Raw genomic sequence first — 15,519 nt, forward strand, 5'->3', positions numbered from 1 at the left:
TCATATATTTGCGTTCAGTTGAGTGATACGGCTTCGACGGAGGAGACTTCATCGCTGGGAATAGCCGGTGATTTGTTAACCAACAATACTCTGCTGTTGGCCACTTTGTTGGTTAACAAAGTCGAGTCAGCACATCGCCCACACCGGGTTCCGGTGAATTCCGGAGTCTACAGTCAAATATCAGTGGCAGACGGTCGTACCGATGCTGGGGTGTTGAGACCGTCAACACAACCCTTCGAAGGGCCCATGAGGGACCGACACTGTCACCTATTCCTGCTGGACCACGGTATACCGAGCGTAGACCGGTGCCGCCAATTGCACCCCTTGGTCGCTGAGCCGATATGTCACGTCGACACTCGCGGGCGTCACTGCCACGAGTTCCTCAAACGAGACAGACGCCTCACTGACGACATCTCCCTCCCGATCCAGAACCGTCTGCACTGAGACGATAGGGGCCAACTCCTTCCCGTCAATGGTGCTCGTAATCCCACCCCCGACCTCGTCGACCCCAAGTTCGGCGTTGGCGTGCTCGGCAGCAGCTTTGGCGGCAGCCACGAACGCTTCTGTCCGCGCCCACTCGTCGAATGGAGTCGTCTCATACACCGGTTTGTGTTCCGGCTTGGCACCCTCCTGGACTTCGTCGTGGTTCGTGTGCTTCCAGGCAGCAACGTACCGAACGGTATCGTTCTCAGCAATGTACTCGACGTTCTCGTCGGTCTCGACGACCTCGGTCGACACATCGGCATCACTCTCTCCGCGAGCGGGGCCCCGAGAATCCGATAACGTCGGCTTATCGTCCATGGGTGTGTCTGTTGGGGTGGGCGTCACTGTCGGAGACTGGGTTGTCCGGTCCTGCGACGTCGCTGTGGGCTCGGTAGCCCGCGTGTCGGCAGGCTGACTCGTGAGACACCCACAGAGGGACGTCAGGGCGGTCCCAGTGGCAGCGAGGAGGGCACGGCGCTTCATATGGTAACTGCCTGCCGAGTATCTCAAGTGTCTTGTGTAGGGTCAAAACCCCACTAACTAGTAGTTCGAAGGCACCAAACTACGACTCCTCATCCGATGGTGGCCGACTTGAGAGTCGATCAAATCGACTCTGCGCAGCGTCTTGGCGCGACTCCGTCGTGTCCGCATCAGATTCCCAATCTGTGATCGACCCGGACTCGATTTCGACGGCGAAAATCGTATCTTGTCTCGCGGCGTCAGGCACGGTCGCTTCCTCCAGGACCGCATGCCCGACCTCTGATCCATCGCGTTCGAAAAACACCGTCGCGAACCCGTCCTCAATTGTATCGACGACCGCCGTATACACGCCGTCGTCGAGGTCGATAGTCTCACTCATTCGTATTGTTCTGTTAGCACAGTATCATTATCACTGTTGCGTACGATCACCGTATCGCCGCCGTTGTTCCAGATCGGCGACCCCGATCCCCAGTACAGATCCGTCGCTGTATCTGTCCCCGACCCAGTGTGCAACGTCACCGTCGCCCCGGACGCCAGCTTGTAGCCCTCTGGGAACGTGTAGGTCCGGCCAGCGGCATCTGCGACTGTCCATCCAGACAAGTCAAGCGGCTCGTCGCCACCGTTGCGGAACGTGACCGTCTCGCCGGTGAGGTTCCGACGATCATCACCCGCTGGGTCAGCTGTGATCGACACAATTTCTAGCGCATTCGAATTCCCATCGGTATCAGCGACCGTCGCTGGTGACGCACCAGCCTGTCCACCATAGCGATCTTGTTCGACCACGTCTCCACTGGTGCCCGGAGCAATCGCCGTCCCCTCTCGCAGCGCTGTCGGATCTGTCGTGGCTGACTGCTGTGTCCGGACAGCAACACTGGAGCCATCGCTCACGAGAACGATGTTCCCGTGCGTGGCCGTCCAGTAGGCCGGAATCGATCGATCAGCCAGCCGTTCCAACACCGCCTCGGCCGGGTGCCCATACTGTGACTCGTAGGCACTGGAGATGATGACTGCCTGGGGTTGAACCGTATCAAGGAGCGACCCACTCGTCGAACTGGCCGAGCCGTGATGGCCGGCTTTCAGAACCGTCGCCTGTAACTGCTCCCCGTAGGTGTCGACGAGATAGGCTTCCTGATCATCCTCGGCATCTCCAGTCAGGAGGAAGCTCGTCTCCCCGTGGGTGAGTTTGAGCACGATACTGTTCTCGTTTCGAGCGGCGTTTTCGAGATAGGGCTGGGGCGGACCTAGCACAGCGACATCAACGCCCTCCATCTGAATCTGGTCTCCTTCCCGAGTTTCGTACAACGTCACACCGTGTTCCTCGACGGCATCCAAGTATTCCGAATAGGTCTGTGTACTGGCAGCAATACCAGGGTCGTAGATCGCACCGATGCCGTCGGCTTCGGTCTCGTAGTAGTCGATGATTCCTGCGTTTCCTCCGATGTGATCAGCATCATTGTGCGAGACAACCAGATGATCCAGCCGCTCGATGCCGTGGGCTTGGAGATACTGCAGGACGTACTCGCCATCGTCGGTGAAATGCCCTGTATCGACGAGCATCGTCTCGCCAGAAGGTCCGATTACGAGCGTACTCACCGACTGCCCAACGTTGATGAAATGGACCTCGACAGTCCCCTCTGCTGCCGTCTGTGTGGCCCCCGCCGTCGTGGTTTCCTCCACCGGTGACTGTGTGGGTGACTCGATCGGCCCACCTGAGACACAGCCGGCGAGGACAAGCAGCGTGACCAGAAAGATCGCAAGGATAGACCGAGGCGAGCCAGGCATACACTCCAGTTAGGACTGTGCATGCATAGGCACACGTATTGGTGGACACCTCTGTATCGGAGACCGTTGGGCGGATCAGAGTACATCTGCCGGTGAGTGATGGTGATCACCTACCCCCAGAACTGTCAGTCGTTGTGTCCCTCCTCAATGGAAACGCTCCCGGCACCGATCTGGACAGCGATCGTTCGTTCCGGCGTGCCTCCGACGCGAACCGTTGCAGTTGATTCAGGGCCATTATCGAGTGCCGCAGTAACGGTATAGTTACAGAAGGTTGTCACAGAGAGAAATTACAGACGAAGACAGGAAACTGTGCCTGGTTTCCCATTCACCAGCTGTATCATCGTCTCACAAGCGAACATTCGAGTACGTTGGCTGGTCGTCCATGGATTCGAACGTTGTACCAGTCAGCCTGCTCAGTGTAGCCATTGGTGACTATCCGATATCCTGAAAACTCCCCAACATCTCAACACAGCACAGTTGATCTCACCGCACGATCGTTATGTTCCCGGAGAACACATCGTACGTAATCGGTCGTTCCTGACTTGGGGCTTCTGTTTGTTTTCTGAGTTTATGAACGCCATCTTCAGTGACTAATCCGCAGTTCGGATATTCGACACCGTTGTTAGAACTATCATACGGGCCGAGAGTGGATTCTAGGTAGTCCTCATTGAGGAACGCGGGGTGGAAGGTCCATCGCGTCTGCGAAATCACTTTTTGAGCGTGGCGAGTCGCGTACTCCGAGTCAACCCAACTCGTGACTGTGGCACTTAGATTCTCATCTGGGACGTTGACGATGACATCGTATGCTTCGTGTGAATCGATAGGGTAGTCACCAAGCCGTGTTTCACGGTACTGGAAATCATCGTCTTCGTATTTGGAATCATCGTACCATTCCAGAACGAGTTCCTTTGCTTGCTCTTTGGAGAAGCCTTCCATCGGCGTGCTTGCGGCGTTGTTCGTCGAAAGATCGAGTGCCTCATGCCCGTACTGCTCGTCAAATAGCGGCACAATGTCCCACGGGTTTTGCGCCATCCCACCACCTTCGGGCTGCTCCCCGGTCCGAAGCTGGTCGAGAAGGGTTTGCTTGGGATCCATGTAATTGTCTTTGTCGATACTCCCACCGGCGATGAGTCCCCCTGCCCGCGTGAGTGCGAATAAATCCAGGTCACTCTCAAGGATGCATACCGTGTTCGGATACCCTTCGACCTCGATTTTGTCTGTTAGTTCCAGAGTGTCCACGTGATATGTCTCCAACATGTCCCCGACATCAACTCGCAACCGCTCCTTGGCTGCATAGGCTGTCTGGTACTCTTCATAATACCCGGCACCCGATACCATACTAACCACGCCCAGATCAAGCGCTCTCTGCGGGGCGTCTTCAGCTGTCGCGACGAGTAGAGTTTCCTCCGATAGGGATGGGAGGGCATTTTTAAAGTAGTTCACCCAGTTTAGCGTTATTCGCGGATAGCCATCAGGCGTCAACTGTTCCTCGTTGAGTGTCGGCGTTTGATTGGTCTCAACCGGCTCCACCGATTCCACCTCAGTTTGCTCCTCAACATCCGGCGGGTCAGGGTCAGTTACTGATTCATCTTCGCCGCTACAGCCCGCGATTGCGAGCATGCTAGCGAGTCCACCTGTTCGAACGAATTGCCGTCGGGTGTACGAGTTGTCAGACATTATGGATTCTTTGGTGACGATAGTAGTTGCTCAGTACAGTTCACTCCGTATCGACTTCGACTCGCCCAATCGGAACATAGTGGTTTGCTCCCGGTGAAAACTGCTCAGCAGTCGATACAGTGAACAGATATGTTCCGTCTTCAGTGGTCTCGAAGACGTATGTACGCCGGAGTTCGCCCCCGGGTTCAATCCGGGGACTCACTTCACCGACAGAGACTCCTGTGTACTCTCCATCAGATGGGATATCACTGCTTACCTCTGTTGCGGACTGGTACACCTCATCATCCTCGGTCACGACCGCCAGATCGTCTTTCCAGACTGTGACTGGGTCGTCACCCAAATTTTCCATGCGGACGACGACGAGTATGTTTGTTTCACCGTCCTGGCCGTCGGTTTCACCTGGCTGGAGTGTTGAGACTGTTCGAACTTTCTCAACCGTGAACGCAACGGAACTGGTCGTTCCCTCAACGGTGAATTGTTCACCTGCATCGTGCTGTTTGATCGTTGGCGGCTCTGACTGGCTTTCCTGGACATAGATGGCACCGAACGACGCCCCAGCGACGAGCAGTACGATAGTGGCCATGATAGCCCGTTCAAATCTGAGTTCCACACGGCTAGTCAACAGATCTCTGGCCGGTGGCAGTGCTAACAGTCCGCTGAGGATACCGAGTACACCTCCGATCACTGTCGAACTCAGGAACAGTAGTCCCAGCAGGATGAGTACGATACCGCCGAGCCAGAACAGTGCCTCAACGATCTGGAAATTAAATTCGATTGCAGGAAGCAAGTACAGCCCCGCCACTATCAGAACAATCCCGATAGGTGGGGCGCCAAACAGAAACACAACGCCGAGAAGTAGCAACAAGAGACTGCCAATCCACAAGAGAACCGATTTGACGTTCACACGTCGGAGCTAATATGTCGGTAGGTAATATAATTACCGTATCCATTCAGCTTTTGTATTGGAATTTCCCAATAATTTATCAGATGGATTGTCAACGAGGTGTCGCGGTGGCTGGAGTGAATAGATAAATGTCTAACAGCATGTTCAGACGGGAGTTTGCCATATCAGGTGCTGGTATAGTTAGTGCATCGGTTGCAGGATGTTCCAGTTTTGGAGGCCCAAATATTTCAGAGGAAGAGTACCCCACTGGAACCTCACAAGACGGGATTACTGACCCTGCTACCATTGTTGATTCAACACGTACTGCGTTGGCTAACAATGGGTACAATGTCAAACTAGAACATGACGGGACAACGTTACGCTTTCACAGTGGTCTCAAGGATAAGCGCCACTACCGGAAAGTCGGGGACTCTGATTTTGCCAATGAAGTGTATTTTGATGGTGAGACATTATATATAAAATACGAAACGCATAGTGGTTATGAATACTACACAGGAAAAACAGAGAGATCTTTCAGCGACTTTCACGCATCAAACAGTTATTATAGAGAAGACCTCCCAGGCGATGAAGAGATTTTGTGGGCGAATATTATCAAACATATCCGAGGATACCATCTCCGGAATATTCTCGAAATTTCAGAATTTACTCCAGTACGGACCACCGATCGTAGTGGTCGGCCAGTTGTTGAATTCAAGATAGAAAGCGTAAGCCAGAGTGCCTTTGACGATACTGTTGCGGATTCAACTGGATCACTTCTAGTCGACCCGGAAAGTATAGCTCGCTCTGTAGATATCAAGGTGAAAACTTCATCATCGGGCGAGACCAGCATGGCTGAAAACAGAAGCTACCAAATCCAGGAACTGGGAAGTACCGCTGTTTCCCAGCCTTCCTGGGTTGAGGAAGAATTTTAATGACCGCCTTGTGCTTATCAAGAAATGACCAAGGACTTGTTCAATAGTTCACGTATAGATCGGAGAGCGATGCTACGTACGTTAGGTGGCGTAGCTGCGAGTGCTAGTTTGACGGGATGTCTGGGGGCGTTCGATGAAGAAGAGCGCGACGTGACTCTCCGCGGTTCGAACTGGGTCAAACCGTCCGAAAACGGTCCCGGAATTTCATCCGGATATGCGGAACCCTACAATCTCTATAGCCACGTGAAAACGATGAACGGTGTCACGTGGCCTGAGTTCGTGTCATGGCTGTCTGCGCCCGCAGCATACGTGAATGAACAGGGACGACTGCCACTCATTCCAAAAGATGTGGTAGCTGGTGGCGAGCCATTTGTCGTTGGGCAGGAGGGGAGTGATTGGCACCATAGCCGAGATATTCCTGCCATGGCTGCGCTCACGATCGACAAGACCGGTGAAGCAGAAGAGCAACGTCATGTGGCTGTGTTCCAACTACCAGAGTCATCTTCGAAACCAGAATTGAAACAACGTTTGAAGGACCTGACATCAGCTAACGGACGTGAAGTGAATGGTATGACTGTGCTGGAGGGAGGTGGGGGAGGGCTCAGTGATAATGGACAACTAATCAACAAAGTGACTGTAATCGAAGATGGACTATTGCTCGTAGAAGTTGGGTCAAATGGCGACTTGACAGGAGACGAGAGTGACTATCACCTACAGGAAACACTAGAGCGAGCCGGAACAGAGCGTAATCTGGATGATCACCCTGTCAGGCATGTATCGGACATGGATATCGTGACGACATACGGGCCGGCATACATCGAAGACGGTGAGACAGCCCCACGTTCACAGTCCGTTGGTATCGACTTTGAGGAGCAAACAAAAACAGTGGTGGCTGCGTATCCAGATTCAGACAAGGCAGCCCAGACCGGAGAACGATTCAGTGTCGATGACGGCAGTATTCGGTTCACAGCTGGCGAAGGGGCTGCTCGATTCACGCCTATGGCCGTCGAGTATCGGGCAGTTCGACAGGAAGGTCGAGCTCTGCTCTTCCAGGCAGAGATTCCCGACCTTGTTGGGACGATCAAAGAAGGCCCTCCCACGTGGTCGTACGGGATTGTCGATCGATAAATTCTCAGCTCTTGGCTATCCTTTGTCCGGCCAACAAACTCAGCAAACTCGCCGTCAGCGAGATTTTCTATGTCGACGGCTGGTCGACGACGACGTCACCACAGCGGGGACAGAGGAGTCGCTCGCGATGGACGGCATCGTCCATGATCCAGTCGCCCTCGATCGGGCTGGCGTGCTCGCAGGTCGGGCAGAACAGCGTCGTCTTGCTGAACTGCTGCTCTGTATCGTGGGTGGTGGACATTGCGAGGCTCATGCGTTCGGCGAGTAGTTGTGGCCGAGGGCGGCACAGACAATATTCAGGACGACCAGGCCACCGACCAGGAGCGGGCGGGTCGCGACGACGTTGGTCGCGAGCGTGCCTGCGATGACCAGCGGCAGCGGGATCGTCGCCCAGAAGGCGATGCCCTGGAAGACGGACACGATCGTCTCGACGACCGTCGCCAGGAGTTCCTGGAGGTTCGATGCGACCGCGGGCGGGCGTGGAATGGAGGGATCAGCAGTGGACATGACTGGATCGCGTACTTCATCCATGCACTGGCACCCCCATATAAAGCGCAGATCATCAGTATGGATTCGGCTCGCTTCACTGTTTACCCAGTGGGTTTCACACCTTTCACGGGGTCGGGAAACCGGTCTGAAACCGATGGAAAATGCACGAGAGGTTTTAGAACAGCAAATAAATCGATACAAAGAGCTCAGCTGGATACCCGCGGCGTGTTGGCATTCCCTGGGGAACAAACCCAACAAAGAGGGGTTCCAGCCGCATTCGGTAGCCGCTGTTGGAGCCGGCACGCGAAGTGGGAAGTTACGCTTTCCGGGAAGCGGTAGTTACCTCAGTGTAAGTCGTGGGGATTGTACTGGCGCTTGGGTCATTCATGCACGAGAAGTGTTCTGTAGACAAATTACCGAATACTGATGTCCCCTGATTTTTCAGGGGAGCAACAATCGTAGACGACTCAATCAAGAAAGCAGACCACGAACCCTGGTTGAGTGTGGCGAATTACAGACGAAGAGGTTGAGCTGACAATGCAATGGAGTCGAACACCCACCCCCCATTTGCAATATGAGCTTCACCGATACGGCGTTGGAAGACGAGATAGGGGAAAGGCAGGCATCGAGCGGAAACACCTGTACAAGAGCCTCAAGTGCGGAAAGTGGATGAATAGGATCATCACTGGGAAAAGTTATCAAAAAATACTCTAGATACTCATACACTATCTACATCTAGATCTAATTGTGGTACGGATATAGTTTTAGCAGGAGATATAAAAATATTTCCTAGTCTAGTATATGATTTGTAAATCAGTGGTTCAGAACCTCTTGCCATGAATTTCCCGAAAAGCAGGCCTCTCGATGGGTGATTGTGAAATCAACCCCCTTCCTTCGATGTCCCCGCTCATATTGCAAATGGGGGGAGGGTGTGAATTCTATCGTTCCCTGAAAGAGGATCAGGAGAACTATTCAAGAGAAGTGTATCTTGTCACACTCTCTTCTTGCAGGTGGTGGGAAAGGTATTTGCAAGATGCGGCTGAAACAACCGACTATCATGAATCAGGAGTCGGGGGATGGCGACTCGCAGCAACTATCTATCACCGATCAGCTCACGAGCGAGTACAATACTGTCTTCAAAAACAAGGATCTCATTGAGCCGGACACCATCGTTGACGAGGACCGAATTGTCGGACGAGACGAACAGCTTAACAAAGTCATCAACATCATCAAACCTGCTCTCCATGGAGACCAGCCCGAGGATATGCTGCTTCGTGGTCCTTCCGGTACCGGGAAAACTCTTATCGCCGGGACTGTCGCGACGAAGGCTATCAATATCGGTGAAACACGGGATATCGAGATGGAGTTCGTAGAGATAAACGGCAAACACAAGAAGTCGGAACACGAGGCTGTCCACCAGATTACTCACGAGTTTGAACGAGCGCTGGACCTGAGATACACCTCGAAAACTGGCGTCTCGACGAGTTCCCGCTACGACCGTCTCTTCGAGATTGTCGACGATCATCTTGACTTCGGAATCGTGATTCTTGACGAATTAGACCTCCTCGTGGGGGACAACCGAAACAAAGACAAAGCGCCTGCGTTCTCGGATATTCTCTACAAACTCTCACGAGCAAAACGGATCGGCAAGATGGACAGCGCATTCACGCTCATCGTCACGACAAACAGTCCGAACAACTTGATGAACGGACTCAATTCCCGAACCGACAGTACGTTCAATCCAACCGAGGTCTCGTTCGCGGACTACAACGCTGAGGAACTACGAGAAATCTTGGAACACCGTCAGGATGCTTTCTACGAAGAAGCTCTGGACACGGAAGTGATCCCGTACGTCGCAGCGATCGCCGCTCAGGGCGAAGGAGACGCCCGTTTTGCGATTGACCTCCTTCGGGAGGCCGGAAATATCGCGAACCGACGTGAAGAAACCATCGTCACCACTGAGCACGTGGAGCAAGCGAAAAATCAAGTCGAGAAAAACTATGTCGTCGATATAATCGAAAATGTTTCCGTCCAGAAGCAAGTCTCGCTCTTCGCGGCTGCTATTGTCAATCAATATGGCCAGCAGCAACTCAAGCAATCAGATTTGTTCACTGAACAGTCTGTGCCTGCTCCCGTCGCGCATACGCTTTACAACTGGATCACCGAGCACAAAGATATTGAGCAGCGTTCGAAGCACAGTTTTCTACGGTGGATGCGGGAGTTGGATACCTACGAGGTCATCGAGTTGAACCGGAAGGGACGGGGCAACGAGAGAGGTGTCTTCGCTGAGTATATTTTCCACAATCTCTCTGCTGAGGTGATGGTCGAGACACTAGCCGACAAGGACGATCGGCTTGCTGATATCTTGGAGGAAGAGGACATGATCAAACCGGTCGTTCGGAACAATCTCAAGAATTTCTGAACGAGATCCAATAGGGGATATGGGTATGGTCAATTTGGGAAGCTCATATTGCAAACGGGGTGTCGCTTCGCCTTCAAACATGTTCAATACGTTAGGTGCTCATATTGCAAATGGGGTGTCGGTACCCAGTCGTTCCCCGAGAATTCGCAAGCAGCGAGCGTGACCCATAACTAAATCTTGAGAGTGAAGTTGTCTCTTTGATATTTTATACTTCTAATTTACAATCCATCAGGTTACGATAGCTCATATTGCAAAAGGGGGGCTGTGGAGGATCGGCAGTGAAACGGAAGTCTCTGACTTCAAGCTCATATTGCAAAAGGGGAGTCTGTAGTGGGGCAATTGTTCATGCGCTCATATTGCAAACGGGGTGGGTGGTGGAGCAGCTGTACATAAACTGATATTGTAAGCGGGGGAGTAGATAGTAGGGCAACTGTTCATGAGCTCATATTGCAAACGGGGTGTGGTACAGACCGGTAGCGCATACTTCCGTCTTCAGGTCTAGGGGAGGTCAACTAACTCGGAATCAAGTGTGTATCCAGTCGTATCCGTCGGATCCCAGAGCAAACTACTACCAGAGAGTAGGACAGTTCAGTCACGAAGGCAGGTTCTTTATTGACAATAATTAACAAAGGGGCGTGCATACAACCATCTACGACGCCCTCCATGTCCCATATGTCATCCACTACCGACGGAATCGGGCGGTGTCCGGAATGCGAGACGGTCCTGACTCGATTCCATATCCTACTGGAGTACGAAAATGCAGATGGCGAGGACGCTATCTGGGCCGATTGTCCCAACTGTGGGACAGTCGTTCATCCCGAACCCACTGACGATGATACGTGAGCGTATCCGGGAGTTCGTGACTTCATCAGAACCGGTATTTGAGTGCCGACAGTGTGGCTATACCGTCGAACAGTCGGCAGAAACCTGTCCGGAATGTGGGTCCTCAAGTATTGCTCAGTACAGAGTCCAATAGCGACCTTCCAAACAGTCTCTGACGAACGGCATCACCAACTCTATCTATCATTTGTACAACTCCATAGCTGTCGCGGGAGCCTCCCGAACTCTCCCCCAGCAATACTCCCGCGAGGTTACTCCCACGGGTACCGGCCGTGGCGCTCGCGATAGGCATCGGCCCGTTTTTCGAACTCCTTGTCAGCCAAATCTTCGGGAGTCGGATCGTCGCCGTGGACGTCGTCTTTGGTGAGCCTGTCCGGGAAGTGATCGGGGGTGTCCTCCCCGCTGTCATCCGTGGTCGGTTCGTGACGAGGCTGACAACAGCTGTTGCAGACCCAGATCGGGCGATCCATGTAAGGGTGACTCGCGAATCCGTCCGTTTCGATGTGCGTGTGGGTCCGCATGTCGGCACAGGTTCGGCAGTAGTACTCGTACTCGACGCCGGACTCGCTGACCATCCGGGTGACAGCATCGCCATTGGGGTCGATTTCGTAGCGCTTGAGGAATCCTGGGACGACCCAGTACTCGTCCTCGGCGAGATCCATCGCTGCCGAGAGGGCTTCATAGGCTGTCGAGTCGGTCAGCGGTGTCCCGTCCTCGCGATAGATCACAGGCTCTGTATCTGGGGCGTCCCAGGCGGTTGCCTGGACGGCGGTCTCTAGGATGGCCTGTCCTTCGGGCTGGTCGACCGGTGCTTCCGGGGGTAGATCCGGCCAGCCCTTCGTGAGCGTACTCGAGGGCTCTGAGTTGAACTCCGCTCGGGGCATGACCTCCGCGTAGGGGACGTCGAAGTCGCGGGCGAGATCGTCTTCACTCGCGACGGAGAAGGCCGCGGCCCCCAGCGCTCGTGCGTGGTAGTCGGAGTTGGCCTCGACGACGGCGATCACGACACGGCCGAACGACCAGGGCTCGACGGTCGCCTCCTGCATGCTTTCGGGGACTGACGATTCGCCGATCTCTTCGCTGGCGCAGAAGGGACACTCAAGCTCCCCCGTGGGGATGTCCCGCCAGCAGGTCGCACAGGTACTGGTGTCGTCCCCGTCGTGGGCCGGGTAGTTCCCAGGTGTCCGCTCCTCCTCGCGACGGTCAGCATCGGGGTCCGAGCTCGCAGCGCCGCGGATGTCAGCAGGATCGAAATCAGGGTTACGATCGGTCACACACCGTCTTCTACTCGTCATGAGTTTTAAAGCCTCGGCCAGCGGGTGGAAATAAAATTGAACAGTTCGATAAAGGGGTGTCCGGCCAAGCGTATAACGGAGACTGCCACTCTGATTTCCGCTTCAGTGAGGGTTGTGAGGGGACTACATCTCGGGCCTATTCTTGTCGTCGTCATCCAAGATATCTTGATTGAAGTCGGGTGCTGAGGAGAACTGTAAAGACTGTCAGCCCTGTAGGTCCGTATAGAACCGTGTCAGCGGACAAGTGGATCCCGGTGACCGAGGAAACGCGAAAGGAACTCCAGGAATTGAAAGAGCCAGGGCAGACGTACGATGAGTTCTTGCAAGAACTAGTCCAACAGCGACGAAGACGGGATCTGGAACAGCGCTTCCAGGAGCTGGAAGAGGCTGATAGTAACGACCTGATATCACTCTCGGATATTTGAAAGGGTTTGCCAGCACCGGACGCCGGTGTCAACTCCTAATCCGCTGGCAAACAACTCGATGGAGGGGTGTCTCGCTCCACCCATCAGAGCGCAGCCCACATCCTGTAGGAACATTGATTAGATGGGCGTGTGTCAGTTCTGCTGCTCTCCATGAACTACGACATCGACAGCGGGAAACTGCTCTATGCACTCGGTGTGGTGTTTGCCACGGCGGCGTTTCTCTACTTCATTCGGGACGTCGTGTTCGATCTCTCGATCACGGTGAAAGCTGCCCTGTTGTTCGTCGCATTTGTTGTCTTCTTCGTCGCCGGCGTCGCGCTACAGCGGGACGTCCTCGATGTGGTCGGATTTGCACTGGCTGGCATCGCCTACATCGTGTTCGTCGGCTATGTCGTCCTCCGGTACGAACCGAGTGAAACCTGGACCTTCCTGTTACTGGCAGTCTCTGCGGGCCTGTTCGTAACGCTTGGTTATGCACTCCGCGAATGGAACCTGACACTCTCACGGCGGACGGCGATCGGGATCGCACTGGGGCTCGTCCTCGTGAGTACGGTGTTAGTCGGTATCGACGCGGTTGGCGGTGGCGTGACCTACGATCTGCAGACGAACGAGTCGGTCACTGTCGAACCGCCGCGTGCGACCGGACAAGATCGTGGTGTTGTCTCGATGACGGAACGAGTCGGGACGATGACCGCCACGAACCAGTTCGTGTTCACAAGAGCACTGGATCTCCCACCGCTTCGGGGCTGCCTTCTCGGAACCGATTTCACCACCCATAGGGAAGTCTGGGTCGGATACGATCCCGCTCGTTTCGAGCAACCAAATGTCATTCGCGGGGACTCGATGCTTCAGTTTGGGGTGACGGCTGATCTGCTGATCGACGTCAACCAGACTGAACCGATAACCTACACCATTGAGCGAGACGCCAACTGCGAAGGAGAGCGAGAAAGGCCAACGCTTGTCGTCAATACGCTCGAAGCAGATACCTAATCGGCGCACTGTAGCGTACACTCATAGAGTGTGTGCTCCCCCCCAGTACGGTCGATAACCTTTCTTACTCGCCGTCCGCGTCGTCCTGCAGATCCTCGAGGAACTGGTCTTTCGAGTGGTCCAGATCGTACTCGTTGATCAGATCCAGCGCTGCCAGCGCTGCACCGTCGCTGGCGATATCCGCACCGAGAAGCTGGCTGAGATGCGCCACGGCGTGGTAGGCGTGCTCGTGCTCTTCGGCGCCGGTCTGATCGTACTCCATGAAGAACCGTCGCCACGCGGTCGCTGATCCGCTTACACTGAGCGTCCAGTGAGGTGGGTCGTCCGACGTTGACGATGGCCGTTCGTAGTGTTCCGAGAGCTGGTCGAACAGCCGGTCGACGATGTCGCCCTTCCAGACCGTGGGACGGTGCGGATCGAAATCCGGAGCGATGAGGTCGGTCCACTCGCTGTAGGATTGGATCTTGTGGGAGAGCGAGAGTCGAATTTCCTGTGTCTCCAGGGCGTCGGTGTGCTCCCAATCGCCGACCCGGCGGAATCGCTCTGCAACGCCGCGGGCGTCGATGGTCAGGGAGGGGAACGCTTCGTCCCCAGTCGTCGACGTCGCCTTGTCGGTGTCCTGCTCGTCTGCGTCCTCTGCTGGCAGTGTTGGTTGGTCTTGTGTCGACATAGTTCTCTGACGGGCCGCTCTCTCTGGAACGCCCCTCACCCACTAGGGGCGCAGAAAACCGCTGTCGACAGCCAGCGGACGAAAGAGGATCTAAAGCCCGTGGGCTTCCATCTCCTGGTCAGCTATCGCCTCGGCCTCGAAGGTCAGCAGGTGCGACCGGAGACGGGCGTGAGCACTGTCGGCATCGCTGGAAACGCAGAAGCGGTTCGGCTGGGCATCCCGCGGATTGCCCCCGCTGTCGATCCACTCCTGTAGCGTAAACTCTCGTGCTTCCCGGTCGCCGTCAGCGGTTTCGAAGACGGCTGCGACCGACGGCGTATCGTGGTTCTGAGCGACGTATGCGACCTCGACGGCGTCGTGGCTGGCATCGAAGCGCTCCCAGCCGTCGACCTCGGCAGGCGGGTCCTCGGCAAACTGCTGGATCTCGCGTCGGACCAGTTCGTCCTCGGCGGCCTCGCGCCAGGCCTGCTCGATATCTTCGAGTTGGGACTGCTCGATGTCTTCGAGGACCTCAGCGTGGACGCAGTCGCCCGCCCAGGCCAGCACTGTCTGGGCTTTCTGGTAAACTACCTCCGGTTCGCCCGCCAACTGGCCGATGTTCCGCTCTCGGGGCGTCATCGAGAACACCTGGTACCGCCAGAAGCCGGGGTCATCTTCACGGTCCTCGTCGCGATCGGGCGCCCACTCCTCCATCGAGGTCCGGATGTCCTCGTGGTGGTGGAACCCGGTTCGGAAGCCAGCGGCACAGAGAATCCGTTCGGCGAGGTCGATGGCACGTTCCTGGTCGTCGGCAGGCACCTCGTCGGGGCGCTCGACGTCGACGTGGAATGGGAGTCCGACGTCGCTCGCGATGGCTCGCTGGAAGTCGGGTTCGAGCGGGAAGTCGTCGAGGAAGTACGGTTCGATCGGGGTGTCAGTCGTCTCCATTTTTCGAAGCCTCCACCCCGTGAGGCGACAGAAAATTGACGCTGGTGTCAGCTGGATCTAGAGGTACTGGTCGACAGTCTCGCCGTGCTTCATTTC

17 protein-coding genes are annotated in these 15,519 nt (G+C 55.1%); 6 read left to right on the forward strand and 11 right to left on the reverse strand.

Features of this window, described 5'->3' with window-relative positions; genetic code table 11:
* Positions 1 to 267: 267 nt before the first annotated feature.
* The 6 genes from P1L40_RS21690 to P1L40_RS21710 all read right to left on the reverse strand — a co-directional run bounded on the left by P1L40_RS21690 (position 268) and on the right by P1L40_RS21710 (position 5,326).
* Positions 268 to 738, reverse strand: a complete 471-nt coding sequence (locus tag P1L40_RS21690) for a hypothetical protein (protein ID WP_284011742.1) — start codon at positions 736 to 738, stop codon at positions 268 to 270.
* 307 nt (positions 739 to 1,045) lie between these two features.
* A complete protein-coding gene (locus P1L40_RS21695) occupies positions 1,046 to 1,342 on the reverse strand; it encodes a DUF3006 family protein (RefSeq protein ID WP_284011743.1) in 297 nt (98 codons plus the stop codon).
* Positions 1,339 to 2,745, reverse strand: coding sequence for a lamin tail domain-containing protein (locus P1L40_RS21700; protein ID WP_284011744.1), 1,407 nt, complete (start codon positions 2,743 to 2,745; stop codon positions 1,339 to 1,341). The genes P1L40_RS21695 and P1L40_RS21700 overlap by 4 nt, the downstream gene beginning before the upstream one ends.
* A 125-nt stretch (positions 2,746 to 2,870) precedes the next feature.
* A complete protein-coding gene (locus P1L40_RS23760; protein WP_465260814.1) occupies positions 2,871 to 3,023 on the reverse strand; it encodes an Ig-like domain-containing protein in 153 nt (50 codons plus the stop codon).
* A gap of 205 nt (positions 3,024 to 3,228) precedes the next feature.
* Complete coding sequence (locus P1L40_RS21705) at positions 3,229 to 4,365, reverse strand: hypothetical protein (protein ID WP_284011745.1); 1,137 nt, start codon at positions 4,363 to 4,365, stop codon at positions 3,229 to 3,231.
* A gap of 97 nt (positions 4,366 to 4,462) precedes the next feature.
* Positions 4,463 to 5,326 carry a DUF4352 domain-containing protein gene (locus P1L40_RS21710; protein WP_284011746.1) on the reverse strand — a complete coding sequence of 288 codons (864 nt, stop codon included), beginning with the start codon at positions 5,324 to 5,326 and terminating at the stop codon, positions 4,463 to 4,465.
* A 128-nt stretch (positions 5,327 to 5,454) separates the two neighbouring features.
* On the opposite strand from P1L40_RS21710, the gene P1L40_RS21715 reads away from it, so the two are divergent.
* The gene (locus tag P1L40_RS21715) at positions 5,455 to 6,237 is read left to right on the forward strand and encodes a hypothetical protein (protein WP_284011747.1); all 783 of its coding nucleotides are present in this window, start codon (positions 5,455 to 5,457) and stop codon (positions 6,235 to 6,237) included.
* A gap of 24 nt (positions 6,238 to 6,261) precedes the next feature.
* Entirely contained in the window at positions 6,262 to 7,365 is a 1,104-nt protein-coding gene (locus P1L40_RS21720) for a hypothetical protein (protein ID WP_284011748.1), read from the forward strand.
* Positions 7,366 to 7,432: 67 nt separating this feature from the next.
* On the opposite strand, the gene P1L40_RS21725 is transcribed toward P1L40_RS21720, so the two are convergent.
* Both P1L40_RS21725 and P1L40_RS21730 read right to left on the reverse strand, forming a co-directional pair.
* Positions 7,433 to 7,606: a DUF8106 domain-containing protein gene (locus P1L40_RS21725; protein ID WP_284011749.1), complete on the reverse strand. Its 174-nt coding sequence runs from the start codon at positions 7,604 to 7,606 to the stop codon at positions 7,433 to 7,435.
* Positions 7,607 to 7,614: 8 nt separating this feature from the next.
* The gene (locus P1L40_RS21730; RefSeq protein WP_284011750.1) at positions 7,615 to 7,896 is read right to left on the reverse strand and encodes a DUF8028 family protein; all 282 of its coding nucleotides are present in this window, start codon (positions 7,894 to 7,896) and stop codon (positions 7,615 to 7,617) included.
* A gap of 1,015 nt (positions 7,897 to 8,911) precedes the next feature.
* On the opposite strand from P1L40_RS21730, the gene P1L40_RS21735 reads away from it, so the two are divergent.
* Positions 8,912 to 10,276, forward strand: a complete 1,365-nt coding sequence (locus P1L40_RS21735) for a Cdc6/Cdc18 family protein (protein WP_284011751.1) — start codon at positions 8,912 to 8,914, stop codon at positions 10,274 to 10,276.
* Between the two features lie 672 nt (positions 10,277 to 10,948).
* On the forward strand, positions 10,949 to 11,119 hold the full coding sequence (locus P1L40_RS23765) for a DUF7837 family putative zinc-binding protein (protein ID WP_465260815.1): 171 nt from the start codon (positions 10,949 to 10,951) through the stop codon (positions 11,117 to 11,119).
* Between the two features lie 248 nt (positions 11,120 to 11,367).
* Here the strand turns inward: P1L40_RS23765 and P1L40_RS21740 are convergent, their stop codons facing one another.
* A complete protein-coding gene (locus P1L40_RS21740; protein WP_284011752.1) occupies positions 11,368 to 12,390 on the reverse strand; it encodes a hypothetical protein in 1,023 nt (340 codons plus the stop codon).
* Between the two features lie 251 nt (positions 12,391 to 12,641).
* Between P1L40_RS21740 and P1L40_RS21745 the strand changes: the two genes are divergently transcribed.
* Both P1L40_RS21745 and P1L40_RS21750 read left to right on the forward strand, forming a co-directional pair.
* Entirely contained in the window at positions 12,642 to 12,836 is a 195-nt protein-coding gene (locus tag P1L40_RS21745; protein WP_284011753.1) for a DUF7557 family protein, read from the forward strand.
* A 150-nt stretch (positions 12,837 to 12,986) separates the two neighbouring features.
* Positions 12,987 to 13,826 carry a DUF1109 domain-containing protein gene (locus P1L40_RS21750; RefSeq protein WP_284011754.1) on the forward strand — a complete coding sequence of 280 codons (840 nt, stop codon included), beginning with the start codon at positions 12,987 to 12,989 and terminating at the stop codon, positions 13,824 to 13,826.
* Positions 13,827 to 13,890: 64 nt separating this feature from the next.
* Here the strand turns inward: P1L40_RS21750 and P1L40_RS21755 are convergent, their stop codons facing one another.
* The gene (locus tag P1L40_RS21755) at positions 13,891 to 14,496 is read right to left on the reverse strand and encodes a hypothetical protein (protein ID WP_284011755.1); all 606 of its coding nucleotides are present in this window, start codon (positions 14,494 to 14,496) and stop codon (positions 13,891 to 13,893) included.
* A 90-nt stretch (positions 14,497 to 14,586) separates the two neighbouring features.
* On the reverse strand, positions 14,587 to 15,423 hold the full coding sequence (locus P1L40_RS21760; RefSeq protein ID WP_284011756.1) for a hypothetical protein: 837 nt from the start codon (positions 15,421 to 15,423) through the stop codon (positions 14,587 to 14,589).
* Between the last annotated feature and the right edge of the window lie 96 nt (positions 15,424 to 15,519).

Origin of the sequence: Haloarcula pelagica, from assembly GCF_030127105.1 — an archaeon.
GTDB lineage: Archaea > Halobacteriota > Halobacteria > Halobacteriales > Haloarculaceae > Haloarcula > Haloarcula pelagica.